22 protein-coding genes are annotated in these 25,914 nt (G+C 52.1%); 8 read left to right on the plus strand and 14 right to left on the minus strand.

The window, feature by feature from the left end:
* Positions 1–34: 34 nt before the first annotated feature.
* Entirely contained in the window at positions 35–529 is a 495-nt protein-coding gene (locus tag IEV97_RS06125; protein ID WP_188500628.1) for a DUF4168 domain-containing protein, read from the minus strand.
* A 402-nt stretch (positions 530–931) separates the two neighbouring features.
* Between IEV97_RS06125 and IEV97_RS06130 the strand changes: the two genes are divergently transcribed.
* Positions 932–2,179, plus strand: coding sequence for an outer membrane beta-barrel protein (locus IEV97_RS06130; protein ID WP_188500629.1), 1,248 nt, complete (start codon positions 932–934; stop codon positions 2,177–2,179).
* A gap of 117 nt (positions 2,180–2,296) precedes the next feature.
* Positions 2,297–2,854 carry an IPT/TIG domain-containing protein gene (locus tag IEV97_RS06135; protein ID WP_188500630.1) on the plus strand — a complete coding sequence of 186 codons (558 nt, stop codon included), beginning with the start codon at positions 2,297–2,299 and terminating at the stop codon, positions 2,852–2,854.
* A 94-nt stretch (positions 2,855–2,948) separates the two neighbouring features.
* On the opposite strand, the gene IEV97_RS06140 is transcribed toward IEV97_RS06135, so the two are convergent.
* The 3 genes from IEV97_RS06140 to IEV97_RS06150 all read right to left on the minus strand — a co-directional run bounded on the left by IEV97_RS06140 (position 2,949) and on the right by IEV97_RS06150 (position 6,316).
* Positions 2,949–4,346: an FAD-dependent oxidoreductase gene (locus IEV97_RS06140; protein WP_188500631.1), complete on the minus strand. Its 1,398-nt coding sequence runs from the start codon at positions 4,344–4,346 to the stop codon at positions 2,949–2,951.
* Between the two features lie 77 nt (positions 4,347–4,423).
* On the minus strand, positions 4,424–5,023 hold the full coding sequence (locus IEV97_RS06145; protein WP_188500632.1) for an alpha-ketoglutarate-dependent dioxygenase AlkB family protein: 600 nt from the start codon (positions 5,021–5,023) through the stop codon (positions 4,424–4,426).
* 3 nt (positions 5,024–5,026) lie between these two features.
* A complete protein-coding gene (locus IEV97_RS06150; RefSeq protein WP_188500633.1) occupies positions 5,027–6,316 on the minus strand; it encodes a cation:proton antiporter in 1,290 nt (429 codons plus the stop codon).
* Positions 6,317–6,442: 126 nt separating this feature from the next.
* On the opposite strand from IEV97_RS06150, the gene IEV97_RS06155 reads away from it, so the two are divergent.
* Both IEV97_RS06155 and IEV97_RS06160 read left to right on the plus strand, forming a co-directional pair.
* On the plus strand, positions 6,443–7,831 hold the full coding sequence (locus IEV97_RS06155) for an alanine/glycine:cation symporter family protein (RefSeq protein WP_229733824.1): 1,389 nt from the start codon (positions 6,443–6,445) through the stop codon (positions 7,829–7,831).
* Positions 7,832–7,972: 141 nt separating this feature from the next.
* Positions 7,973–8,404, plus strand: a complete 432-nt coding sequence (locus tag IEV97_RS06160; protein ID WP_188500634.1) for an SRPBCC domain-containing protein — start codon at positions 7,973–7,975, stop codon at positions 8,402–8,404.
* 61 nt (positions 8,405–8,465) lie between these two features.
* Here IEV97_RS06160 and IEV97_RS06165 read toward each other — a convergent pair whose 3' ends face one another.
* The 3 genes from IEV97_RS06165 to IEV97_RS06175 all read right to left on the minus strand — a co-directional run bounded on the left by IEV97_RS06165 (position 8,466) and on the right by IEV97_RS06175 (position 13,202).
* Entirely contained in the window at positions 8,466–9,407 is a 942-nt protein-coding gene (locus tag IEV97_RS06165) for a mechanosensitive ion channel family protein (protein WP_188500635.1), read from the minus strand.
* A 47-nt stretch (positions 9,408–9,454) separates the two neighbouring features.
* Positions 9,455–11,695, minus strand: a complete 2,241-nt coding sequence (locus IEV97_RS06170) for a monovalent cation:proton antiporter family protein (protein WP_188500636.1) — start codon at positions 11,693–11,695, stop codon at positions 9,455–9,457.
* Between the two features lie 181 nt (positions 11,696–11,876).
* Positions 11,877–13,202, minus strand: coding sequence for a mechanosensitive ion channel family protein (locus IEV97_RS06175; protein WP_188500637.1), 1,326 nt, complete (start codon positions 13,200–13,202; stop codon positions 11,877–11,879).
* Positions 13,203–13,218: 16 nt separating this feature from the next.
* On the opposite strand from IEV97_RS06175, the gene IEV97_RS06180 reads away from it, so the two are divergent.
* Positions 13,219–13,392 carry a hypothetical protein gene (locus tag IEV97_RS06180; RefSeq protein WP_188500638.1) on the plus strand — a complete coding sequence of 58 codons (174 nt, stop codon included), beginning with the start codon at positions 13,219–13,221 and terminating at the stop codon, positions 13,390–13,392.
* Between the two features lie 248 nt (positions 13,393–13,640).
* On the opposite strand, the gene kynU is transcribed toward IEV97_RS06180, so the two are convergent.
* The 4 genes from kynU to IEV97_RS06200 form a co-directional block, all read right to left on the minus strand.
* Complete coding sequence (kynU, locus tag IEV97_RS06185) at positions 13,641–14,918, minus strand: kynureninase (protein WP_188500639.1); 1,278 nt, start codon at positions 14,916–14,918, stop codon at positions 13,641–13,643.
* Positions 14,919–15,075: 157 nt separating this feature from the next.
* A complete protein-coding gene (locus IEV97_RS06190; RefSeq protein WP_188500640.1) occupies positions 15,076–15,636 on the minus strand; it encodes a hypothetical protein in 561 nt (186 codons plus the stop codon).
* 34 nt (positions 15,637–15,670) lie between these two features.
* Positions 15,671–16,759, minus strand: a complete 1,089-nt coding sequence (locus IEV97_RS06195) for an amidohydrolase family protein (protein ID WP_188500641.1) — start codon at positions 16,757–16,759, stop codon at positions 15,671–15,673.
* A gap of 92 nt (positions 16,760–16,851) precedes the next feature.
* Positions 16,852–17,379, minus strand: coding sequence for a 3-hydroxyanthranilate 3,4-dioxygenase (locus tag IEV97_RS06200; RefSeq protein WP_188500642.1), 528 nt, complete (start codon positions 17,377–17,379; stop codon positions 16,852–16,854).
* 119 nt (positions 17,380–17,498) lie between these two features.
* Between IEV97_RS06200 and IEV97_RS06205 the strand changes: the two genes are divergently transcribed.
* The 3 genes from IEV97_RS06205 (at position 17,499) to IEV97_RS06215 (ending at position 20,913) form a co-directional block, all read left to right on the plus strand.
* Positions 17,499–18,287, plus strand: a complete 789-nt coding sequence (locus IEV97_RS06205; protein ID WP_188500643.1) for an SDR family oxidoreductase — start codon at positions 17,499–17,501, stop codon at positions 18,285–18,287.
* Between the two features lie 259 nt (positions 18,288–18,546).
* Complete coding sequence (locus tag IEV97_RS06210; RefSeq protein ID WP_188500644.1) at positions 18,547–19,992, plus strand: aldehyde dehydrogenase; 1,446 nt, start codon at positions 18,547–18,549, stop codon at positions 19,990–19,992.
* A 57-nt stretch (positions 19,993–20,049) separates the two neighbouring features.
* Positions 20,050–20,913, plus strand: a complete 864-nt coding sequence (locus IEV97_RS06215; RefSeq protein ID WP_188500645.1) for a RelA/SpoT domain-containing protein — start codon at positions 20,050–20,052, stop codon at positions 20,911–20,913.
* Positions 20,914–20,931: 18 nt separating this feature from the next.
* Here the strand turns inward: IEV97_RS06215 and IEV97_RS06220 are convergent, their stop codons facing one another.
* The 3 genes from IEV97_RS06220 to IEV97_RS06230 all read right to left on the minus strand — a co-directional run bounded on the left by IEV97_RS06220 (position 20,932) and on the right by IEV97_RS06230 (position 25,911).
* Entirely contained in the window at positions 20,932–21,732 is an 801-nt protein-coding gene (locus tag IEV97_RS06220; RefSeq protein WP_188500646.1) for a YybH family protein, read from the minus strand.
* Positions 21,733–21,945: 213 nt separating this feature from the next.
* The gene (locus IEV97_RS06225) at positions 21,946–24,180 is read right to left on the minus strand and encodes a S9 family peptidase (protein WP_188500647.1); all 2,235 of its coding nucleotides are present in this window, start codon (positions 24,178–24,180) and stop codon (positions 21,946–21,948) included.
* A 162-nt stretch (positions 24,181–24,342) separates the two neighbouring features.
* Positions 24,343–25,911 (minus strand): OmpP1/FadL family transporter, encoded by a 1,569-nt coding sequence (locus IEV97_RS06230; protein WP_188500648.1) that lies wholly within the window; start codon positions 25,909–25,911, stop codon positions 24,343–24,345.
* Between the last annotated feature and the right edge of the window lie 3 nt (positions 25,912–25,914).

The raw sequence follows: 25,914 nt of genomic DNA on the forward strand, positions 1-25,914 counted from the left end.
AAGCTTTTTTGTTTCCTATACCTGGGCGCCTGGTTTACAAGCCCATCAGTTTCTGGATTTTGGCCTGCACAGCGGGGTCCTGCTGGTAGGCCAGCATGATCTGCTCGTAGCGCTCCACCGTCATGCCGTCTTTCTGGATGGCTGTCTGCATGTTCTTCTCAATGTCAGGCTGCATTTCCATCATTCGGCCGATCGCCTTGTTAAAGGCGGCTTTCTCAGCGGCTGTGCCTTCGGCTTCTGCCAGTTTCTGCTGCTGGTGCGCCTGCGCCAGGGCGTTAAACTTGTCCACGCTCAGCTTTTCCTCTTCCAGAATCACTAACATGGCTTTTTCACTTTCCTGCTGCAGCTCCATCAGGCGCGTGCTGGCATCTACAAAAAGCTTGATATCTTGGTCAGAAATAGCCTGCGTTTGCTGCTGCGGTGCTTTCTGGGGAGTGGCCTGCTGCGCCAGAGCGCTGCCACTAATGGATACTAGACCTACAACAAGTCCTGCCACAGCAGTGACTTTCAGTTTATGGAAAATATTCATAAGACTCGGGGTTAAAGATTTTGAAGTGAAAATTAGGTCAAATAGTAGGCTGATCTATCTGATTGACACTTTAACTATACTTTTCTTTGGAAAAATAGTTGCTGGCGCTACTTATAAGACATTCTGTTAGAAGGCCTTGATAGCAATTTCCATACCATTAAGCTGAGTATACCCTGTACGGACCAAACACCTAAGGTAAGGGTATCTGCCTGATGTAAAAAGAGTAGCTTTAAGATGTCATTAGAGAAGTAGCAGCACAAAAACCCTTTGTATCAGACAAGCTGTTTTAACCGGCAAATACTACTGTAGATTGATTAATAAAAAGCTCTGAGTTTTCTTTTGAAATGGCTGACTTGCTAATGCTCAAGAAATGTTTAAGTTTGTTAAACACATCTGTCTCGTATGATTAAATTCTACACTACCCTGCTGCTGGTCCTTTGCAGTTGCACAGCTTATGCACAATCAGATTTCAGGCCAGGTTACATCGTTAACCTGGCTGGCGATACATTGAGCGGTTATGTCGATTACAAAGAAAGCCGGTCAAATAATAAGTTTTGCTCTTTTAAGCCAAGCAAAGAAAGTCACTCACAGCAGCTTGGTGTCGATGCCATACGGGCTTATGGGTTTAAAGGGGATAAAGCGTATGAGGCCAAGCAGGTAAAAACGAATGAAGAAGAGCTTACAAAGGCTTTTATAGAAGTCCTTGTCAAAGGTAGGTTAAGCTTATATCTCTATAAAGCCCGTTTCTTCGTTGAAAAGGACCCGGACCAGCTCCTGGAACTCACCAACACAGCAGAAGAGGTTTATGTTAATAACACGCGGGTAATGAAGCGTTCGAACGAGCACATCGCAACGCTCAATACACTAATGATTGACTGCCAGGACCAACTAAACAAAATTGAGGATGTGTCCCTGTCACAGCGTAGCCTGGTTACCCTGGTCAAAAATTATAACCAATGCGTAGCTCCTGAAGAAAACAGGATACTGAAAGAAAGTAAAAAATGGCTAGTCGCAAAAGTAGGGATTGCCGGTTCCGCAAATACAGAAAACCTTACCTTTACCTCATCAGACAGGAGATTGGCCTTATATGACCATGCCCGGTTTGATAAGGTATATTACCCATCCGTTGGGCTTGTTCTGAACATTGTCTCTCCCAGGCTAAAAGAAAGGCTGTCCCTACAGACTGAAGCATTTTACGCTACCTACGATTACATCGGCTATTCCAATTACTCTTCTTTCTCAGAAGATGTATATTACCGCAATGACTTTGCTTTGGAATTAACTTCGCTTAAATTAAATGCCGCCTTCCGCTATACCTTCATCGACAAAGCAACACAACCATACTTTAATTTAGGGGTCTCCAATAGATTGTTATTGAACAACACGGCATCCAGAATACAAGAGTCTGAATCCGGCAACACTATTCAAACAAGTAAGCACTCCGACACTTTCCTTAATAAATATCATATGGGGATGATGGCTGGCCTGGGAGCAAGCTACCAAATCTTCAGCTACAGGTTATTCTCTGAGCTCAGATATGACAAAGGTATGAACATCGCAACCCCTCCTGAATTTAGCAATGTCAGCAGAAGCCTGAAGGCAGGGTCTGACACGTTCAGTTTGATTGTTGGATTGTATTTTAACAAATAAGAACCTATCCGGATGAAATTAAATTGCTCATTCAGTTTACTCCTGGCCTTCTCACTGGCGACATTACTCCTTTCCTGTAAAGCAAAAGACGAACTAACCCCTCGGGAATACCCCCGGATGGATACAGGAGAAGTAACGGCCATCAATACTTCAGGAGCCACTTTCACAGGCATTATCAGGACTTTAGGAGCAACTCCTGTCAGTGACCATGGTTTTACCTGGAGCACCACACCCCATAGCCTTGTTGATAACTCCAGTCAAATCTCACTAGGCCCCCGCAATGAAATCGGTCCCTTTAGCGCTACAGCTACTTTTGCCATGGAAGCAGACAAAGTGCATTATGTCCGAGCCTATGCCCGCGCCGGTGAATATGTTGTGTATGGCCCTGCAATGCCTTATACCAGCAAAGGCAGCATGACACCGGTTATCACAGGATTTTCTCCGGCCTCAGCACGTAGAAATGACCAGGTGACCATTACCGGAAGTAACTTTACCCAGGACCTGAACAGGTTAACGGTCCTTTTTGGCAGCACGCCAGCTACAATCGTCAGAGCAACTCCTGAAAGTATCGTATGCATGGTGCCTTATAATTTGCAAGCGCCACAAACAAAGATTACCGTAAAGCTGGCGGGTAAAACTGCTACCACTACTAACAATTTTACTCTGATACCTTAGAAGCTTTATCACACTTCTATTTAATGGCGTGACTATTTATTAATGGCTGATGTGGTGTTGGAGTCTGATGTAAAAACAGGGAAAATAGTATAGATCAGCTTCTGGCAGCAGCCTCCTGCGCCTGATAACCCTTCAGTTTCTCTTTCTCCACAAGCTGCTTCTCCAACAGTTGCTGCACTTCCGGCTTGTCGTAGTCTTCCACGGTTCTGATGTGCTTCATCACCTTTTTCATAATGGCGTCCTGCAGGCGGCCTGTTTCCAGGGCATAGGAGTACGGCAGGTCGGTGAAGGTCACCATGGAATAGAGCGGGATCCACTTATCGGGGTATTGCTGGTTGATCTTGCCTTCGATTTTCTTGCGGAGCAGGAAGCGCGGGTCGGCCACCTTGTCGCGCATCTCGATGAAGTTCATCACGGCCAGGTCGGCGATGGCGTCGGCGTCGGGTTTGCGTTTGCGCTCGAATCTCTTGAACAGGCTCTCCCAATCGCCGTTGAAGTTTTCCAGCATCTGGTCAAGCACGGTGATATCCTCGAAACCGGCGTTCATCCCCTGCCCGTAGAACGGCACCACGGCATGGGAGGCATCCCCTATCAGCAGGGCCTTGTCCTCGTACGACCAGGGGAAGCACTTCACCGTTACCAGTGAGCCGATGGGATTGGAGAAGTAGTCCTCCGCCAGGTTAGGCATTAAAGGCACAGCATCAGGGAAGGTCTGCAGGAAGAAATTGAGCAGGTCGTCGTCGGTTTTGATGCTCTCGAAAGAAAGCGCGCCTTCGTAGGGGAAAAACAAGGTACAGGTAAAGCTGCCGTCGAGGTTGGGCAGGGCAATCATCATGTAGTTGCCGCGCGGCCAGATGTGGAGAGCGTTCTTTTCCAGTAGCCAGCCTCCGTCTGCCGCCGCAGGTATAGTCAGCTCTTTATAACCATACTCGAGGTAGCTCTGCGAGTAGTTGTAACGTTCGGTCTTCTGCATGGCGTTGCGCACCATCGAGAAAGCGCCGTCGGCCCCAAACAGCAGTTCCGTCTGCAGTTCCTCCAATCCCCCTGTTTCGTGGTTGCGCAGCGTGGCTTTGTTGCGGTGCAGGTCCAGGTCTAGGAGTTGGCGGTTGAAGTGGTAGGTGATGTGGGGGTTGGGCTCTGACAAATCCATCAGGGCAGCGTTCAATCCCGCACGCGATACCGAGTAGATGGACTGCCCCTCTTTGCCATAGGGCTGAAACGTGAGGTTGCCTTGCTCGTCGTGCATCATGCGACCGTGCATGGGGATGGCCACCTTACGCACGGCTTCTTCTATACCTATGCCGCGAAGCGCCCGGAAGCCGCGGTCGCTTAGGGCAAGGTTAATCGAACGGCCGCCATCGAGCAGGGTCTTGCGCATGTCGGGCCGGCGTTCGTAAATGTCTACCTTGTGGCCACGCTTGGCCAGGTATAGCGACAACAGCGAACCAACCAGTCCGGCTCCCATGATGGTGATGTTCTTTCTCTCGGCCATAGTGCAAGGGTATAGATTTCCTGTTCGTAAAGAAACGTTTTCCAATCGGGAAAGGCAATACTCGGCGTCAATATACCTTAGCCCACAATGGTGCGGAAAGTCAGGTTGATACGGGGTGCGATGGGGCGGCTGGTTTTGGGTAGTTGGTGCTGCCAGTGCTGCTGTGTGGCCCCCTGCATCAACAAAAGGCTACCGTGCTGCAAGGTGAGTTTCACCGGGGGCAAATCTTTGCGTTTGCGGTGCCGGAAAGCGAATCCCCGCTCCCCGCCCAAACTGACGGAGGCTATACCTGGCCCGAGCGTTTTCTCGTCGTCGGAGTGCCAACCCATACTGTCCTGCCCGTGGCGGTAGTAGTTGAGGAGCACACTGTTATACCTGTCGCCGGAGGCGGCTTCTACCCGCTCCTTCAGTTCCAACAGCACCGACAGCCAGGGCTGGGGCGCATTGTACAGGCCGGAGTAGGTATAACCTTTGTCGCCGTACCAGGCCGTGAGCCGGGGCAGGGGCAACTGCTTGCCGAACATCTTGATCTCCTCCTGTTGCCAGGCAATCTCTTCTGTCAACCGCTGCAGGTATAGGTCGCTTTCTTCTTTGCTGAAGAAGTGCGGCGCGTAGTATACCTCAGCCTCAAGCATATCGAGCCTGGAGAAGACTGTCTGATATGATTTGTTTATCATTTGCTACAGCTTATTTGCGTCATCGTCCGCATCTTGCTTTTTCAGATATCCCCTTCTGTAAAGAATGCGGCGCCGGGTTGAGTCTAAGTAATCCATTACGCGGGAAGCCGTAACACCATGCAAGATGATTGACACCATCACAATGAATCCCACAATAGACCAAAGCCTATCCGCGTCGACAAAGTCTATTTTTGATAGAGCGAAGGCAAGGTAGAAAAAAGAGCCGATGCCCCTTATCCCAAAAAAGCTGATGGCCATCTTTTCACGCCAGGAACAGCTTACGTTATAAATAGCCACCAAACTTGTGAGCGGCCGAATCACAAACAAGAAGGCAAGACTGATAAACACATCATTCCATGTTAGATGATCCAGCAAACCACTTACCAGGCTGCCTCCAAACAGTATCAGCAGCACAACCATGATGATGCGCTCCACCTGCAGCACAAAATCATGCATTTCGGTGTGATATTCATTCTCCTCTTCGTAGCTGCTCAGAGTCAGCGCCGTAAAAAAGACAGCCATAAAGCCGTAGCCCCCAATCATTTCGGTTACCCCGTACGATACCAGTGTTGCTGACAGCCCTACGAATCCGTCCCTTGTCTTGGGAAAAGCTACTTTCCTGGGAAGGTAAAATATCAGGTATGCCAGTCCCCGCCCAATCAGATAGCCAACTCCGACACCCGCCAGGATACGATATATAAGATCGCGCAGCAACCATTCTATAAACCAAGGTTCGTTGGTGCCTGCAGCAACAGCCACTACAATGGCAAGCCAGGTAAACGGAAAGGCCATCCCATCGTTGAGACCGGCCTCGGCCGTGAGCGAAAAGCGCACATCGTCTTCCTCTTTGTTGTTGGGGGGCCCTACCTGCACCTGTTCGGCCAGCACAGGATCTGTAGGTGCCATTACGGCCCCCAATAACACAGCGGCGGCAGGCGCCAAAGCCAGCAGCCACCATCCAAGGGCTGCCAGTATGGTAATTGAAAGCAACATGGTGACGGTAACCAGCAGGAAGGGGATTTTCCAGTTATGCCAGTTGAATTTACGTCTGATTTTTAGTCCTGTGCCCATCAAGGATATGATCACACTTAGTTCTGTCAGGTGCACAGCATAGCTTTCATGCCAGAGCGGGTCAGGCAGCGGCAAGTCAAGCGGCAGCAGGTAAATTATGGCGCCCAAGGCCAGAAACAGGATTGGGTAAGAAAAGAAACTTTTTTCCAAAAGCGTGGGCACCCACGCCATTGCCAGCGCTGCAAAGCCAATGATTGTAAGAGCGATTATGTACGTATCCATTAAAAGGGGCTATGGAATAAGGCGATGCGAAGGGCAACGTCGCTAAAAGCTGCACTTTGACCTCATGCCTTACGGAATTCCGGGCAAGGGTACTTATCTTTACAGATAACATCAGTTTTAATACAATTGGAAGCATTAGAAAGTTTTTTTGTCGCGTTTAGCGACGCCGCATGGGGCATGCCATTGTTGGTTTTGTTGATGGGAGGCGGCTGTTACTTCATGTTCTATTCGGGCTTTTTGCCTTTCCGTTACCTGCGTCACACTATCAACGTGTTGCTCGGCCGCTACGACGACCCCAACGACCCCGGCGATATCAACCACTACGAGGCCTTGTCGGCTACCCTCGCAGCCACAGTGGGCATGGGCAACATTAGTGGCGTGGCTGTAGCCATTGCCATTGGCGGGCCGGGTGTACTGTTCTGGATGTGGGTGAGCGCCGTGGTGGGCATGGCTACCAAGTTTTTCACCTGTTCGCTGTCGGTGATGTACCGCGGCTACGACAGCGTAGGCCACCTTGAAGGCGGCCCCATGTACGTGATTGAAACCGGATTGGGCAAAAAATGGAAACCGCTGGCAGTGGTCTTCGCCATAGCCGGCATGTTCGGCACGTTGCCCATCTTCCAGGCCAACCAACTCACCCAGGTAGTACGCGAGGTGCTGCTGGAGCCCCATGGCTATACCACCGCCGACCTGTTCTACACAAACATTACCATCGGTCTGGTGCTCGTGTTCATTACCTCTCTGGTAATTTTCGGGGGCATACAGCGCATTGGCAGCGTGGCGGGCAAGATGGTGCCTAGCATGGTAGTCCTCTACATGCTGGCCGTATTCTACATCATGTTTGCTAACTATGCCGCTATACCTGAAGCGTTCGCACTTATCTTCACAGATGCTTTCACAGCGCAATCCGTGCTGGGCGGCGCAGTGGGCGCCATCATCATCGCGGGTGCGCGCAGGGCGGCTTTCTCGAACGAGGCAGGCATCGGCACGGCTTCCATGATGCACGGCGCCGCTAAAACCGACGAACCCATCCGCGAAGGCCTGGTGGCCATGCTCGGCCCCTTCATCGACACCGTCATCGTGTGCACGCTGACGGGTCTGGCCATCATTGTGACGGGAACGTGGCACTCCTCCGAAGCCAGCGGCGTGACCCTGACGGCCACCGCCTTCAACAACGCCATGCCGGGTTTCGGCAACTATGTGCTGATGGTCTGCGTCCTGATCTTTGCGTTTACCTCGCTGTTCTCCTACTCCTACTACGGCACCAAGTGCTTCAGTTACCTCTTCGGCGCCAAGTACAAGCACCTTTACAACTACTTTTATGTAGTGACCATCGTGTTCGGCGCCACGGCCACCATCACGGCCGTTATCGCCCTCATTGATGGCTTGTTCGCCATTATGGCGGTGCCTACCATGATCTCAGCCCTGCTGCTATCGCCCAAGGTAATGGCTGCCGCCCGCGATTACTTTAAGCGGATGAAGGAGTTTAAAAAGTTAGAAAGTCAGAAAGTTTAGGAGTTTGGGATAGGTTGGAGGTAAGGAGCACGCTGTACAGATTGTATATGAGACTTCACTGCATTATTCAAGAAGAATATTGTTTATTCTGAATATTTGTAAATTACCGTCTTAATTGATAATTCACGCTTGTCCAACCCCATGCGACACATCGAAACTGAGATTTTAATCAATGCGAGCCCAGAAAAGGTGTGGGTTGTCCTCACCGATTTTGAGCAGCACCCAAAGTGGAACCCGTTCATCAAATCCATTGAGGGTGAGAAAGCTGTAGGCAGGCGATTGAAGGTTTTTATTCAACCTCCGGATGGGGGTGGCATGACGTTTAAGCCTGAGGTACTGGCATTTGAAGCGAACAAACAATTCCGCTGGAAAGGCAAGCTTTTCCTTAAAGGCATATTCGACGGCGAGCACTACTTCCGGCTGTCTGACGCAGGAAATGGAGCAACCCGTTTTGTACATGGCGAGAAATTCAGCGGTTTTCTGGTGGCGCTGATGGGTGGCACGCTCGATAAAACAAAAGTGGGGTTCGAGCTAATGAACGAGGCGTTGAAACGGGAGTGTGAAAAGGTATAGACGCTGGGATACTGGCACCTAAAACAATAAAGGCCTGGGCGATTACCCAGGCCTTTATTGTTTACTCCATTCCCCTCCTCCCACTCTCCATGTGCTGCATTTCGCTTTCCTGCCCTTCGGTGGCGCTGTAGAAGCGGGTGGTTGGGTAGGCGAAGCGGATATCGGGTGTGGCCAGGAACTCCGTCAGGGTGTCTTCCCAGATCTTGTTCTCGCTTTCGCGGCGGCCGTTGAGGTTAATGAGGTAGCGTACCGTGAGCTGTATGCCGTTCTCTCTTACTTTGATGAACACTTTGGGGTCGAAGCTCCTGTAAAAGATCAGGTGTTGCTGTGCCTCAATGCGCACGCGCTGCTCCTGTTCTTCGTTCAGCCGCTCGGAGTGGCGCAGGGCAATCTCCTTTAAGATGCCCTTGGCTTTCTGCCAGTTGCTCTCGAAGGTGATGCGCAGCTGCAGCTCGTGCCACAGGAACGGGAAGCCGTAGTTGTAATTGATCTGACCCTGCGTGAACACCTGGCTGTTGGGGATGTGCACCACGCGGCCCGTCGCCTGCTCCGAATCCACCCACTCGCCCAACTCGTTGATGGTGAACTGGAAGAAGCCTATGTCGATCACATCGCCGGTGTAGAGGCCTATTTTGATGCGGTCGCCTACTTTAAAAGGGCGCTTCCAGATCAGGAATACCCAGCCCATCATGTTCAGGATGGGGTCGCGGAGCACCACCACCAAACCCACCGAGAAGATACCCAGGAACGTGGTGATGGTCTTAAACCCATCGAACCAGATGTTGGCCAGAAAGATGATGCCCAGCCCCGTTACCACGTAGTTGGTCGTTTTCTTCCACTGGTAAAGCTTGCGCGTGTCCGTTTGCTGCCGTGAGGCCAGCCGCAACAGCACCCGGCTGATGATCCAGAGCACCAGCAATGCGATCAGCGACTTCAAAACGTTTTCCTGTATCTGGGCCGATAGGTGGAAATTCTCCTCTATCCAGTTTTCTATGTTACGCATCGTGTTTGTTTCTTTCTCAGGCTAAAATCGTAAAAAAAGCGCTTCTCTCAAACCTTCTGTCGGGCCGCCTCCAGCTGCCTTACGCGCCGCGGGCTACCCACAATCCAAACTATATCGCCCTCCTCTATCACTAACTCCGAGTCGGGGTTGAGGATCCGCCTGCCTTTCTTCTCTATACCTACGATCAGGCCTTTCGTTTTCTCACGCACCCCCGATTCGCGCACCGTACGGCCGTGCAGCATCGAGTCAGACGATATAATCAGTTTCTGTAACCCGACTTCTTCCCGGGTGGTTGCGCCGTCCTGAACAGGTATAGACGCCTCGTTGATAAAGTCTCCGAAAGACGCGATTTGCTCGTCTGTACCGAATACGAAAATCTTATCACCCGGAAAGATGCGTTCGTCGCGCGTCGGGGCCATGATCGTGCGGTCTTCCCGCTCTATAACGGCCACATTGATGCCATATTTTTCGCGTATCTGCAGCTCGATCATGCTCTTGCCCACCACCGCGGCGTTCGGCGCTACCTCAAAGCTGGTCAGGTGCGCGTCCCAGGGCACCAGGGTGTGCGTCATGCTGCTGGCGGCCGCTATTTCGCGGGCGTTCAGGTTCGACATGAACCGGTTCTCGATCCGGATGTAGAAGTTCTGAATTCTTTTGGAGAAAAGCACCAGCAGGCCGATGATGAGCAGACTCACCACAAGCGCCACCTGCACCGAAAGCACCCGGTTGAGCAAAAAGCCGATAACCAGAATGGCTATACCTACCCTGGTGAATTCCAGCACAATGATCAGGCTGCGGTAGTTGCGGTTGGCCCAGATACGACCCTGCGCCTCTTTCTGCGGATGGTACACAGCCATGGCCCAAAGGAAGGGCAGCATGAGAATCAAGGCGATGCTAACCGTAGCCACGCGCCCCAAAGTGCCCGGAAAGACTTCTTCGGTCATGAAAGGGTATAGGTAGTTTTGAGACAGCAGCACGATCGCCACCAGCAAAACAGAAGACACCACCATGTTGACCACGTAGGAGCGCAACAGTATTTTCCAGTCGCTGGCCGTGCTGATGGACTGGGCACCGGAGCTGTACTCGTTCAGCCTTTTCTTCCACTTCCTCGGCAGCATGCGCTCCACCGATTGGTAAAGCGGCTCCGACAGCTTGATCATGTAGGGCGTGGTGAACGTCGTGATAGCCGACACTGCCACTGCCACAGGGTATAGGAAGTCGCTGGTTACCTTGAGCGAAAGGCCGAGGGTGGCGATGATGAAGGAAAACTCCCCGATCTGCGACACGCTCATACCTGACTGGATGGAGGTTTTGAGTCCCTGCCCCGCTATCAGGCCGCCACCGCTGATACTCACTAGTTTCCCCACCAGCGTCACGACCGTGATCACGGCAATGGGTCCGGCGTACTCCACAATCATCGCCGGATTGATCAGGATGCCCACCGACACAAAGAAGATGGCGCCGAACAGGTCTTTCACAGACATGATCAGGTGCTCGATCTTCTCGGCTTTGGTTGTTTCGGCCAATATGGAGCCCATGATGAAGGCCCCGAGCGCCGGCGAGAAGCCCACCTGCGCCGCCAGAATCACCATCAGGAAGCAAAGCGCAATGGCAACGATCAGCAGCGTTTCGTCATTCATCAGTTTGCTTGCCTTCTTGAGCAGCGTAGGGATAAGGAAGATACCTGCCAGAAACCACACCGCCAGAAAAAAGGCGAGCTTGAGCACAGCCAGCAGCATTTCGGTGCCGGCAAACTGCTGGCTCACCGCTAAGGTCGATAGCAGCACCATCAGGAGGATGGCCACCAAGTCTTCCACGATGAGCACCCCAAATACCAGCCCGGCGAAGCGCTTCGATTTCACGCCCAGCTCATCGAAGGCCCGGATGATGATGGTGGTAGAGGAGATGGAAAGGATACCGCCCAGGAACACGCTGTCCATGGTGTTCCAGCCCAGCAGTTTGCCCGTGAGGTAGCCCAGCAGGAGCATCACGGCCACTTCGACCCCGGCCATGATGGAGGAGGCCCCTCCCACTTTCACGAGTTTTTTAAAGCTGAACTCCAGCCCCAGGCTGAACAGCAGGAAAATCACCCCAATCTCGGCCCAGACGTTGATGTTCTCCAGCTCCACTATGGTCGGGAACAGCTTAACATGCGGCCCCACCAGCAGTCCCGCGATGATATAGCCCAGCACCAGTGGCTGCTTCAGTTTCTTAAAAACAAGCGTCATGATGCCGGCTGCACCAAGAATCAACCCGAGGTCCAGGACCAAATTGGGTAGGTGGGTCATATAGTAGTGTCGTACTTAAACATTCGATCTGAAATCAATACGGCGGCGGCGGCCAACCTGACAATATACATTTAAAAAAACCCTTACGCAGGCTCGCATACCTGGGCATAAGCTTCGGGCATTTATTAGTTATACTCTTCCTGCAGCCGCTGCGATGCATCCTTTTCTAACGACCGAAGTTTTAGTTCTGCATGGTCTCTGCCATGGGGTAGCGCACACCCGGTGTACCCGTCATATTAAAGTGCAGACTCCGCACGTCGTCTGCCGCCGGCATCTCAAACACCTCCAGGTCGAAGTACTTAACCGCCGCCAGCAGGTGGTCAAAAATATCGGCCATGATGCCTTCGTACTCCACCCACACGATGCTGTTGGCGAACAGGTATAGCTCGATCGGCATACCGGTGGTGGTGGGCTCGAGCTGGCGCACCATCATGATCATGTCTTTGTGGGTGCCCGGGTGCTGCTTGATGTAGGCATCGATGTACTTCCTGAACACGCCTACGTTGGTCAGGCTGCGGCCGTTGATGAGCAGGCTCTTGTCGATCTCGTTCTCTTTGTTGAACCGGCTGATTTCGTTTTGGCGCTCCTCCAGGTAGCTTTTCAGCAACTGTATTTTGCTCAGTTTGGTTATTTCTTCGGCTGACAAATAGCGGATGCTCGATATTTTGATGTAGACAGAGCGCTTGATGCGTCGCCCGCCCGATGCCTGCATGCCCCGCCAGTTCTTGAACGAGTCGGAGATCAGGTAATAGGTAGGGATGGTGGTGATGGTTTTATCGAAGTTCTGCACTTTCACCGTCGTCAGGTTTATTTCGGTCACGGCCCCGTCGGCGCCATACTTGTCCATGGTTACCCAGTCGCCGATGCGCACCATGTCGTTGGACGACACCTGAATACTGGCCACAAAGCCCATGATGGTGTCTTTGAAGATCAGCATCAGAATGGCTGAGGCCGCACCCATCGCCGTGATAAACGTCCAGGCGTCTTTGCCGGTGAGGGTGGAGAAAATAAGTAGCCCAGCTATGAAGTATAGAAAAATGGTGATGACCTGCAGAAAACTGTCGACTGGTTTCTCTTTGAAGGTTTCGGTGGTTTTCAGAAAGTCTTTGCAGGTTCGCAGCACCGCGCGCGCCACCCACATCCACAGCAGGATCAGGTATATGTCGGTGAACTTGTTTAGAGCCGGAACCCAGGTCGGAAAGTCGGCAAACACAATAGGTATAGCCTGCACTACCACCACGAGTGGCGCAATGCGGGCCAGGTATACGACTACCCTGTTGCGCGCCATATACTCGACCAGCCTCGTACTGGACTTGGCTGCAAACTTATGGGCCGTGCCTACAAATATTTTTCTAGCCAGGAAATCAACCAGGTATACGACAAGGGCTGTCGCGGTGATCAGTACCAGCAGATTGATGTAAGTGGCGGCCTGCTCAGGCACGCCGAGGTTCAACAATTGGTCTGATGTCCAGCTACTGATTGCATCATTCGAATAAGTAGTGTTCATGGTAAAGGGATTAAGAATGTTGGCAATGAATCGGCATGGTGCTGCCGACAGGAGATTTGGCGGCGTAACGCTTCAGGAGCATCTGGCAGGCCTGGCCATACCTGTCAACCCGTGGCCTACCAGCAGTGCGAGCGGTAGTAGCGCTTACGAGGGCAGTGGAGTGACATGGACCATGCTAGGTTGCCGGTAATGACCGTCGCACTACAAAAGTAGGACTTTTGCGTCTAAAACACAGTTTAAACCTCAATTCCTGAGTCAGGCATTCGGCTCTCTTTGTCGGTTCTGTGTCATAGTTGGTCATCACAGCACCATACCTGCGTTTTCGGGTACAGGAGCGCATCGCAACATGCTACCTGACTGAAGCGGCCGCCGGGAGGGGTGCGCTTCAGTCAAGTAGTTGAAGTAGTTTTTGCGCTGGATTGCGCGATGCAGAGTGGTTTAACTGTGTCCTTCCAGGCAGGCGTGCAGTATTTCGGAGAAGCGGTATACCTCCTCGAAGCTGTTGTAAAGCGGCGTAGGCGCAACCCGGATCACGCTCGGTTCCCGGAAATCCACAATGATGCCGGCTTCCATTAGTTTGTTGAAAAGCTCACGGGCGTTTTGCTTCACCAGCAGCGATATCTGGCAGCCACGGGCCTGCGGGTTGCGTGGCGTGATTATCTCGAGCACATCTTTGCCCACCTGCACATCATCGATCAGGAACTCCAGGTAACCCGTCAGCTTCTCGCTTTTGGCCCGCAGGTTGGCCATACCTGCCTCGTCGAACAGCTCCAGCGAAGCGCGGTGTACCGCCATCGGCAGGATCTGGGCATTGCTCAGCTGCCAGCCTTCGGCGCCGGGCATCGGTATAAAGCCTTTCTTCATCTGGAAGCGGGAGCTGGCATCGTGCCCCCACCAGCCGGCAAAGCGCGGCAGGTCCGGGTTGTTGACATGGCGCTCGTGCACGAAAACGCCCGCCGTGCCGCCTGGTCCGGAGTTAAGGTATTTGTAGGTGCACCACACGGCAAAGTCCACGTCCCAGTCGTGCAGCTGCATAGGTACGTTGCCGGCGGCATGCGCCAGGTCAAAGCCCACCAAAGCGCCCACTTCGTGACCGACCCGGGTAATGGCCTGCATGTCGTATACCTGCCCGGTGTAGTAGTTGATGCCGCCCATTAGCACGAGTGCCAGCTCCCCGCCGTACTCTTCTATACTTTGCAGGATGTCCTCGGTGCGCAGTGTGTGCTCACCTTCTCTCGGGAACAGCTCCACAATCGCCTCTTCCGGGGTATAGCCATGGAACTTCACCTGCGTTTCGAGCGCATACTGGTCTGAAGGGAAGGCCCCGCCCTCCATGATGATCTTGATGCGCTTGCCCTCCGGTCTATAGAACGACACCAGCATGAGGTGCAGGTTCACGGTGAGCTGGTTCATAATGACTACTTCCTGAGGCCTGGCTCCTACCACGCGGGCAGCGCCATCAGTGAGCAACTTGTGGTAGTTGAACCAGGGTTCCTCGCCCTTGAAGTGACCTTCCACGGCGTAGTTTGCCCACTTATACATCTCGTTGTCGATGTACATCTGCGCCGACTTCGGCTGCAAACCGAGCGAGTTGCCACAGAAGTAAATGGCGTCCTGGCCGTTTACCTGCGGAAAGTAAAAGCGGTCTTTGAAATGCTTGAGTGGGTCGAGGTTATCCTGTTCCTGCGAGAAGGCAAGGGTATTTTGGTAGTTCATTTTTCTGGTGCGGGTAAAATATGGTTAGGCGCAGCTCGCAAAAGGCCATGCGCTATCATGTTGCAAGATAAGAAAATGAACAGGAAATTGGGGAAAGGACGAAACTAGCGTGAAAGAGAAAGTAACCTATGAAAGTTTAAGAGCATACATGAGTTTATTATTCATCTATCCTAACCAATTCTGTTAGTACTTCCTTTGTATTATCAGGAAACTTTTGATGAAAGAAATTAATAGTTCTTTCTGAGTTCTCAATAGAAACTGGCAGGTATTCGCCTTTCTTCTCTGCTTCTGCTAACACACCAGCAACTCCTCCATTTCTGCGAGTATCTGTTAAGTTAACTGGTGTCCAATCAATGGTAATATCTCCAATATAGTAGATCTTATCTGCTGCAGGGAGGTTTATAGAAATATAATTCTCTGGTAGGTTCTTATAGAATCCAATATTATCCCTATACTCAATTAGTGCAAGAAAATTGCTTCCTAATGGTAGCTTCGTATAAAAATATCCGCTTTCGTCTAGCCAAACGGAATGCTTACCCCACAACCGGTCATTAAAGTGCATCAATATTTTCTTGTTATCTAATGGTCTGGTACTATCAATGGATAGTTTACCAAACACTATAGTTTCAGAAGGTTTTGTGCCTGAAGTAGATGCAATTCTGCCTGTACTGCAGCTTACTAAAGCAAAAAACAATAAAATATAAACTATCCTATGCATTGGGTGTTTATTAATGCCATTTATCACACAAAGGCTACACTTTCGCCTTAGAAACTCTAGTCCCACCTTTCACAAAAAGACTCTTTTCCAGATTCAGCCATTCCAAGGCAGTACCGTGCAGCATGCGGTCTTTGGTGGCGCGGTCGTAGGGCATGGATTCGATCAGTTGGCCGGGCTCGAGTTCGCCGAGTGGGAAAGGATAGTCGGTGCCGAGGGCAATGCTGTTGGCGCCAACCAGGTTCACAAGATAATCCAGCGCCATAGGGTCGTGCACGAGCGAGTCGAAGTAGAATTTGCCCAGGTACTCGCGTGGGTTCACGTTGTTATCGACCGCGCACAGGTCGGGGCGTACCTCAAAGCCGTGGCAGATGCGACCGATGGTGGCCGGAAAGGAACCGCCGCCGTGGGCGAAGGCCACACGCAGTTTCGGCAGACGCTCGAGCACGCCACCGAAAATCATGGAGCAAATGGCCAGACTGGTTTCGGCGGGCATACCTACCAGCCAGGGCAGCCAGTATTTGTTCATTTTCTCTTTACCGTACATATCCCAGGGGTGCACAAACACGGCCGCACCCAGTTCTTCTGCCGCCTGAAAAATCGGAAAAAGCTCGGGCGCGTCGAGGTTCCAGTCGTTGATGTGCGAGCCGATCTGTATACCTGCCATCCCCAGCTCTTTCATGCAGCGCTCCAACTCTTTGATAGCTAACTCCGGGTCTTGCATCGGTATGGTGCCCAGGCCGATGAAGCGGTCCGGGTAGTCGGCAACTATACCTGCTATGTGGTCGTTGAGCATCCTGGACAAGTCGTAGGTATGCTCTGGCTTAGCCCAGTAGTTGAACATGACCGGCACCGTGCTCAGCACCTGCACCCCCACCTGGTGCTGACTGCACTCGTGCATGCGCACGTTGGGGTCCCAGCAATTGTCCTGTATCTCACGAAAAAACTTATCGTCCATCATCATGCGGGCGCAGCAGGGCTTGTGATGCTCCAGCCTGATGAAGCCACCATAGCCGTACCTTTCCCGCAGATCGGGCCACGTAGCGGGCAGGATGTGCGTGTGAATGTCAATCTTGAACAGATTATGCTCGGTAGGTATAGGTGCTATGGGCTTCAGGTTTTGCATGCTGGTAAAAGGGCGAAAATGCGGCTATACGGTATACATCCAAATCAGGCAATCCAACAAGATACACATTTTATAGATTCTATACCTATAAGCTATGCAGGCTTCACCGGTGGTTGCAGCACCTCACCGCACTTCTTGCAGGTACGCAGCTCCTCGTTGTCCCAGAAGTTGCCCATGATCACCGGCAGTTGTTTCACGATGTCCGTTACCTCGGTAAAGTCCTCGTGCAGCTTGTTGCCGCAGTTCTCACAGAACCACATAAAGCCGTCCTTCTCCCCCTCGCGGCGGTAGCGCTCAATCACCAGACCCACCGTATTAGCGGGACGCTGCGGGGAGTGCGGCACCTTGGCTGGCAGCAGGAAAATCTCGCCTTCCTTGATGGGAATATCCACGGGCTTGCCGTCTTCGATGATCTTCAGCACAATGTCGCCTTCCACCTGGTAGAAGAACTCCTCGCCTTCGTCGTAGTGGTAATCCTTGCGGGCATTGGGGCCGCCGACCACCATCACAATAAAGTCGTCGTTGCCTTTGTATACCTGTTGGTTGCCCACCGGTGGCTTGAGCAGGTGACGGTGCTCCTCTATCCACTGCTTGAAATTGAAAGCGCGCTGTATGGCCATAGTTCTATCGGGTTAGGTTGATTTTTGAATGTACGAAAAAGTATGTAGAAATGGTAGCCAAGGTATAGCTCCGCCTCAGACTGCCGTGCAAGTTTAAAGCCTTTTACGTACATTTAAGCATGAACTTAGACCTGACGGATAAAAGAGCCATCGTGTGCGGCAGCACGCAAGGTATAGGCAAAGCCATCGCCGTGGAACTGGCGCAACTCGGGGCCAGCGTAACACTGGTGGCGCGCAACGAAGCCAAGCTACAAGAGGTAGCCCAGGAACTCGACAATAGCAAAGGCCAGCAACACGACTACCTGGTGGCCGATTTCAGCAAGCCGGAGGAGTTGGTGCAGCAACTACAGGTATACCTGCAGCAACACGAAAAGGTACACATCCTCGTCAACAACACCGGCGGCCCGGCAGGAGGCCCGATCGTGAACGCCAAGCCAGAAGAGTTTCTCAGCGCCTTTAATATGCACCTGATCAACAACCACAATTTGGCGCAGGCGGTGATCCCGTTGATGAAAAAGGCAAGTTACGGCCGCATTATCAACATCATCAGCACGTCGGTGAAACAGCCGCTGCAAGGCTTGGGCGTGTCCAATACGATTCGCGGTGCCGTGGCCAGCTGGGCCAAGACCATGGCCAACGAGCTCGGGCAATTCGGCATCACGGTAAATAACGTGCTTCCCGGTGCCACCCGCACGGGCCGTCTGGAGTCCATCATCGAGAACAAAGCGAAAAAAACCGACAGCGCCGTGGACAAAGTGGAAGAAGAGATGATGTCCGAAATCCCGGCCCGCCGTTTCGCTGAACCCGAAGAAGTAGCGGCAGCCGCAGCTTTTCTGGCTACGCCAGCGGCGGCGTATATCAACGGCATTAATGTGCCGGTTGATGGGGGCAGGACGGGAAGTTTGTAACCCCACCCGAACCCTCCCCTAAAAACAGGGGAGGGAGTTGAAATAGCCCTCGCTCGCCTCTGGCGAGTGTGAGCTATATGGCGGACTCTGGCCGCTTTGATTGTGCCTCTGGGCACACAAGTGACGAGACACCACTAAATATCTCACACTCGCGGGACGCGAGCGAGGGCGAAACAAAACATAGATCATATTTATTTGATAAAAAAATAAACCCCAAAACTCCCCCTCCTGTTTTTAGGAGGGGCTGGGGAGAGGTAACATGCAACACATCCATAATTACATCGACGGCCAGTTAGTCATGCCTGTGGCGGGGCAGTACATCGACAACTACAACCCAGCTTTGGGTGAGGTATACTCGCTTATACCTGACTCGGATGAACAGGATGTGGAGCAGGCGGTGCAAGCAGCTCTCAAGGCTTTCCCGGCTTGGTCGAACACGCCTGCCGAGAAGCGGGGGCAGATTTTGATGCGCATTGCCGACCTGATTGACCAGAACCTGGACAAGCTGGCCGAGGCAGAATCAATCGATAATGGCAAGCCGCTGAAACTGGCAAAGTCGGTGGATATACCTAGGGCTAGTAGCAACATGCGTTTCTATGGCACGGCCATTCAGCATTTCGCTTCGGAGGCGCATTACATGGAAGGCACCGACGCCATCAACTATACCGTGCGCCATCCGCATGGCGTGGTGGGCTGCATCTCGCCCTGGAACCTGCCGCTTTACCTGTTCACCTGGAAAATTGCCCCTGCCCTTGCCGCCGGTAACTGCGTGGTGGCAAAGCCATCAGAAGTGACCCCTATGACGGCTTACATGCTGTCGGAAATCTGTATTGAAGCGGGCCTGCCGGCGGGTGTGCTCAACATCGTGCATGGCTACGGACACAAAGTAGGCGCTGCCATGACGGCGCACCCGAAAGTGCCCGTTATCTCTTTCACAGGCGGTACGGCCACGGGGCGTACCATTGCAGCCACGGCGGCCCCGATGTTCAAGAAGCTGTCGCTGGAGTTGGGCGGCAAGAACCCGAACATCATCTTCGCGGACTGCGATTTCAACAATGCGCTGCATACCTCCATTCACTCCTCTTTCGCCAACCAGGGGCAGATCTGTTTGTGCGGTTCCCGCATTTTCATTGAGCGTCCGCTATACGAGAAATTCCGCGATGCATTTGTGGAGAAAGTGAAAGCCATGCAAGTAGGCGACCCGATGGAAGAAGGCTCGAAAATGGGCGCCGTGGTATCGGAGCAGCACATGAAGAAAGTCCTCTCCTACATCGAACTGGCCCAGCAGGAGGGCGGCACCATCCTCACCGGCGGGCACCAGGTGCAGGTAGAAGGTCGTTGCCAGAAAGGCTGGTTCATCGCCCCGACCATCATCGAAGGGCTGCCCTACAACTGCCGCACCAACACCGAAGAGATCTTCGGGCCTGTGGTCACCCTCACTCCTTTCGACACCGAAGAAGAAGTCATCCAATACGCCAACTGCACCGACTACGGCCTCTCCGCCACCATCTGGACCCAAAACCTGCAACGCGCCCACCGTGTCGCGCACCAGGTACATGCGGGCATCATCTGGGTGAACACCTGGCTCCTCCGCGATCTGCGTACACCTTTCGGCGGCATGAAGAACTCGGGCGTGGGACGAGAGGGCGGTTTTGAAGCCTTGCGCTTCTTCACTGAGCCGCAGAATGTCTGTGTGAAATTGTAGGGATCATAACCCTTTCCACCATCAGAAGAGTATTAAACGTAGAACCGCATACTTCTGATGACCAGCCACAACCAGCCTAACGAGAGCCAATCCGCAGCTATCCTGACCAGTTTAGGTATAGCCGAGGAAGAATGGCGCGTGCAAGGTATAGCGCCTGAAACGCTGGTGGCTATTTACCACGACTTTATACAGCGCAAGACGGAACTACTGGAGATTGCGGCACTGACATCCCGAAGTCTGCAGTATCTGCCCGACGTACATGCCGTTCGGTATCGGGTGAAAGACCCGCTGCACCTGCTTCGCAAGGTCATCCGCAAAAAAACGGAGTACCCTGACCGCACCATCGATGAGCACAACTATGTGGATTGGATTAATGACCTGGCTGGCTTGCGGGTGCTATACCTGTACAAAGAGTCCTGGCAGAAGATAGGACAGCTCATACAAGACAAATGGGAGCTGAAACGTCCCCCGATCGCCTATATCAGCGCTGGAGAAGCCGAATCCGTTGCAAACCTTTTTGCTGCTACTGGCTGCGACATCCGGCTACACGGTCATGGCTACAGGGCGGTGCATTTCGTGATTCGGACGCAACCAAACCGACAGCGTTATTTTGTGGAGATACAGCTGCGCACCCTTTTTGAAGAGGGCTGGAGCGAGATTGACCATACTATCCGTTACCCGGACCAGAGCTGCAACGCCATCATTCGGGAGCTGCTAACGATTCTTAACCGCCTGACTGGCCAGTCCGATCAGCTTGCCTCTTTTATCAGGGCAGTGTTTAACACGGTTTATACCTCAAAGCAAATCCCTGAAAAAGAGCAGTCAAAGCTGTTTGCACAATTGCAGGCGCTTTCCATAAGCCGGACAGAAAAACGCCGGCTGCAGGAGCAAATCGAACGCATGCTGAAGACGGCAAAGTAAAGGCTATACCTGTTGGTGCTACTGCTTTTTGTTCGGCACCAGGTTGTGCGCTACCAGTTTCCAATCGCCGTCTATCGCTTTCCATACCTTCAGGTAATAGCCTGTTTCTCCTTCCTCGGTTTCACCGCGGGTATAGCGGCCGTAGGTATAGGCCATATCGGCTGCCGGTGAAATGTCGTGCCCGAGGGTGGTATATAGGATGTTTCCGGCTAGTTCTATGCTCAACTCCTTATACCTGACCGGGTACTGGCCTGCCCGGTAAATCAGTGTTTCGTCATGGTAAGGCTGCACCCGCAGCACGTCATTTTGCAGTAAGTCCTGCTCTGTTCCTTTACTTTCTTCAATGCCTTTAGTTGGCTTGTAAGACTCAGGCTTTATCTGATCTACTGAATAAGAACTCCCTTGATCGATGGCTACTTTCCACTGCCCGTCAGGCTGTTTTTTCCAGACCGACAGGTAAAAGCCCGCTCCTGTTGGCTGCTCATCCGTAGGGTTGGCTCTCACCTCGTAAGGTCCGGTGGTATAGCCCCAGTCCAGGGAGTTGGAGATATCGGCATACACAGGGTACCAGGAAAGTTTGGCGCTGCTTTCCGGTCGGTTGCCGTAGCCCTCTTTGCCGTTTACCGGCTCAGGCAGGAACACAATCGCGTCATCTGCCAAATACTCCAAAAAGGCAGTACGTATACCTTTCTCCACGGAAGCTGAAGCAAAGCCAATCTCGGCTTCCACCAGACTGGCAAGCGCTTTGTCACGGTCTTGACCCAGGCTCTGAAAAGCGCACAGCATAATCGGCAGGGACAGGAAAAGTAGTTTTTTCATAGGGAACAGGTATAGCCATCCTAAATTTAGCAGATAGCCGCTGTCTGTCTATAGCCGGTCACTTATTTTAATTAGTGCTTCACTTATAATATTGCCCCTTTAAAACAGAGAGGCCCGCCAATGCTGGCGGGCCTCTTTATTCAGGTATAGGCTTCGGACTTTACTCTAAGTACAGCAACCTGCTATACCTAACAATCCTTTGTCGGAAACCAATTACTGGTTCTTCTCTGTCGTCGGGTTGATCAGGTTGCGCTCCAGGAAGTCGGTCATCATGGTGAAGCGGTGCAGGCTGGTGATGCCGCCGCCCACGCCGTGATTACGGTTCGGGTAGTAGAAGCTCTCGAACTGCTTATTGGCGCTGATCAGGGCATCCTGCATTTCCACTGCGTTCTGGAAGTGTACGTTGTCGTCGCCCGTGCCGTGGATCAGCAGCAGCTTGCCCTGCAGCTTGTCGGCAAAGAACAGCGGTGAGTTGTCGTCGTAGCCCGATGCGTTCTCCTGCGGCGTTTTAAGGTAACGCTCGGTATAGATGGTGTCGTAATAGCGCCAGTTGGTAACCGGAGCCACCGATATACCTGCCGCGAACACGCCGTTGCCTTTGGTCAGGCCGAGCAGCGTCATGTAGCCGCCATAGCTGTGGCCCCAGATGCCGATGCGGTTCTTGTCCACGTACGACTGGTTGCCCAGCCACTTGGCCGCTTCAATCTGGTCCTCGATCTCGTACTTGCCGAGGTTTGCGTACGTCACTTTCTTGAACGCAGCGCCACGAGCACCTGTGCCGCGGTTGTCCACGCTCACCACAATAGCGCCTTTGTTGGCCAGCACCTGGTACCACAGGTAGTTGGCACCACCCCAGCTATTGTTCACCGTCTGAGAGCCAGGTCCGCCGTACACAAACATCAGCACCGGGTATTTTTTGTTCGGGTCGAAGTCAGTTGGTTTGATCATCCAGCCGTTCAGCTGCGTGCCGTCCTGCGTTTTCATGGTGAAGAACTCCTGCTTGGCAATGTCATATTGGGCCAGCGTGTTGCGGAGCTTCTGGTTGTCTTCCAGCACCTTCACCAGCTTGCCGTCTTTGGCAGTGTGCAGGCTCACGGTCAGTGGGGTGTTGGCAGCTGTGTGGTAGGCAAGGTAGTACTTGTAGTCCTTGCTCATGTTCACGCTATAAGTTCCTGCTTTGTCAGTCAGGCGCTTTTTGTTTTTGCCTTTGATGCTGATGCTGAACAAGTGGCGCTCCATCGGCGACACTTCTGTCGACATAAAATACAGCTTGTCGTTTTTCTCATCGAAACCGATAAAATTGCTAACCTCCCAGTTACCCTTCGTGATCTGGCGCACCAGTTTGCCGTTCATGTTGTGCAGGTACAGGTGGTTGAAGCCGTCCTTCTCCGAAGAGTGGATGAAGTGCTTGCCGTCTTTCAGGTAGGTCAGGTCGTCGGTGATGTCGATGTAGGCTTTGTCGGTTTCCTTCAGCACCACGTTGGCTTTGCCGGTTGTAGCGTTGGCGTGCAGCAACTCCAGCGTGTTCTGCAAGCGGTTCATCTTCTGGATCGAAAGCAGGTTGCTGTCGTTCGTCCACTTGATGCGCGGGATGTAGATGTCCGTCTCGTTGCCGGTGTCCATCTTCACGGTCTGCCCGTTACCCACGTTGTACACCGATACGGTCACGATCGAGTTGGCCTCACCGGCTTTCGGGTACTTGAACTTGTTATCCTGCGGGTATAGTTCACCCCACATTTGCATGTTGAACTCCGGTACGTTGGTCTCGTCGAAGGTATAGAAGGCAATTTTAGAGCCATCCGGTGACCAGTGGAAGCCTTGCGCAAACGAGAATTCCTCTTCGTATACCCAGTCGGCGTAGCCGTTGATGATGGAGTTGAACTTGCCAGTGTTGGTGATCTGCGTCTCCTTCATGTTGCCCAGGTCCACGAAGAACATGTTGCCTTCGCGGGCAAAAGCCACACGCTTCGCATCCGGCGAGAAAGTGGCATACAGCTGCTTGCCGCCGTTGCTCAGCTTGGTCAGCTTCTTGGAGGCGATGTCGTACACATAAAACTCAGCCTTGGAAGAGCGGCGGTAGATCTGCTCTTTTTCTGTGGCAAAAAGCACTTTCTTCTCATCCGAGCTGAAGGTATAGCTATCGAATTTAATCGGCTTGTCACTGCCTTCCGGCTTCAGGTCCTCGCCTTCGATGATGGTGTTCACCGGTTGGCCTGTCGTCACGTCGTAGCGCACGATGTCGTTCACGCCGTTTTTCTCGTCGGCTACCTGCCCGCTGTAATAGCGGCCGTCGTTCATCCAGTTGACGCCGTACACCGATTTGGCTGAGAAGGTACCCTTTTGGTAAATGTCCTCCAGCGTGACTTCTTTTTTCTGCTGCGCCTGCGCCACAAAAGCGAAGCACAAGAGCACCACAGCCAGAAAATTGGTTTTAAGGTTGATATGCATGTGTATAAGGGTTGTTATCGTTTAGTTTGCTAATTTATCAGAATAATGTGGTTTTGCCATACCTTGCGGCCAAAACCATACCGCACACAGGTATAGCCCAACAAAAAAGCGGCACCCCTTTCGGAATCCGCCGCCTTTCTGAAAACAGGAAAAAAGTCTTGCTTAGAAGTTATAGCCAAAGGTCACCATCACGGTGTTGAGCTTGTCTTCGATGTCAATGATCGGTTCACCGCTTCCGGAACTGAAAGTATAAGGAGAATAAGGGGTTTCTAACTTGCTGCTTGCATAAGCAGCATCCAGATAGAATTTTTTCAACCTGACGCCTGCACCCAAGGTATAGGTGCTAACAGAACCGTCAATGTCCGAGCTGTTATAAGGGTTACCCGTATGCGCATAGCCCGCTCTCACTCTAAAAACTTCGTACCGGCCTTCGGCTCCTATTCTGTAGTTTATTGCAGACTGGAAAGTATTTTCAATACGTGTATTTATACCAGAGAAATAATCACTTGATGAGTTCATATCATCTCTTTCTGAGTAGCGCATATTGCCATAGTTTACATACTCCAAATCACCCGTAATAAACCCATACTTGTTGATGAAAAAAGCTACACCACCTGTGGCACGTAGCGGAGTAGTCAGTTTATAATCGAACTCGCCAGGGAACGTCGACTCTGAAATGGATTCAGGCTGAAATGTCGTTGGATTTAGCGTGGTAGCCGTAAGCGAACTTTGATAGCTGTCACTAAACTGATAAACCGTTGGTGTCTGTAAGGTTACGCCCAGTCGTAAGGCATCCGTTGGTCTGGCAATCAACCCTAGCTTCAGATTTATTCCAGTGCCGCGCGACCTAAACTCATCACGCAATCCCAAACTGTAAGGCCCTTCTACGTCAGGATTGCCATTTTCATCGAATGTAGCCACATAATTGCCTGACTCTTGAAACAGGCTCTCTTGCTTAAAGTCAGTGGTTACAATGCCCATAGAAGCACCCAAATAGATTTTATCCCTGTAGCTCGTACCTGCGCCTATATCAATCTGACTCTGAGAGCCACTGCGCTGTACACGCTCTTGCTGATTGCTGTTTCCAAAAGTATACAGACCCTCTGCAAACTGTTTGCCGTTCGCATCTTCAAACACATCTACCAGGTATGTGCCGTATGCCAGGCCCGAAAGAGTCTGGAAACCTGCATCATACTCAGCATCCAAATTGCTCAGCAAAGTCTCACCTGCCCTAAGCTGTCTGTTATTGGCTAGATCACCAAAATAGTCAACAATTGTATTTGGTGGCTCGGAAGTATTCTGATAAGAGAAGATTTGGTTGAAGTTATTTAGCCTTGTAAATCCGATACCGAAGGTAACCCCCTTCCAGTCACTGTCTTCATTACCCATCCTGCTAGGAATTACTACCCCCATCTGCGGAATCACAAAGCGGCCTTCCTGCTCAGAGGCTTTCCCAACATTTGAGAAAGTGCCTACATTAGCAGACTGCTGTCCTAAGCTGAAACTAAATTCTGATCTCCTAAACATGCCCAAGCCAGCAGGATTGGAAGCAATTGTTGAGATGTCTGCACCGAGGGCTGTTTGCGCGCCTCCTATACCTTGTATGCGTGCCGAGCCGGTCAAACCCAAACGGGTATAACGTAAGGCATCTGTTTCGTTTTGGGCAAAAGCCGTTCCGCCCCAGCCCAGCATAAGTGCCAGGCTGGCCGAAACAATCTTCGAAAATTTCATAGG

This window comes from Pontibacter amylolyticus (assembly GCF_014638845.1).
GTDB lineage: Bacteria > Bacteroidota > Bacteroidia > Cytophagales > Hymenobacteraceae > Pontibacter > Pontibacter amylolyticus.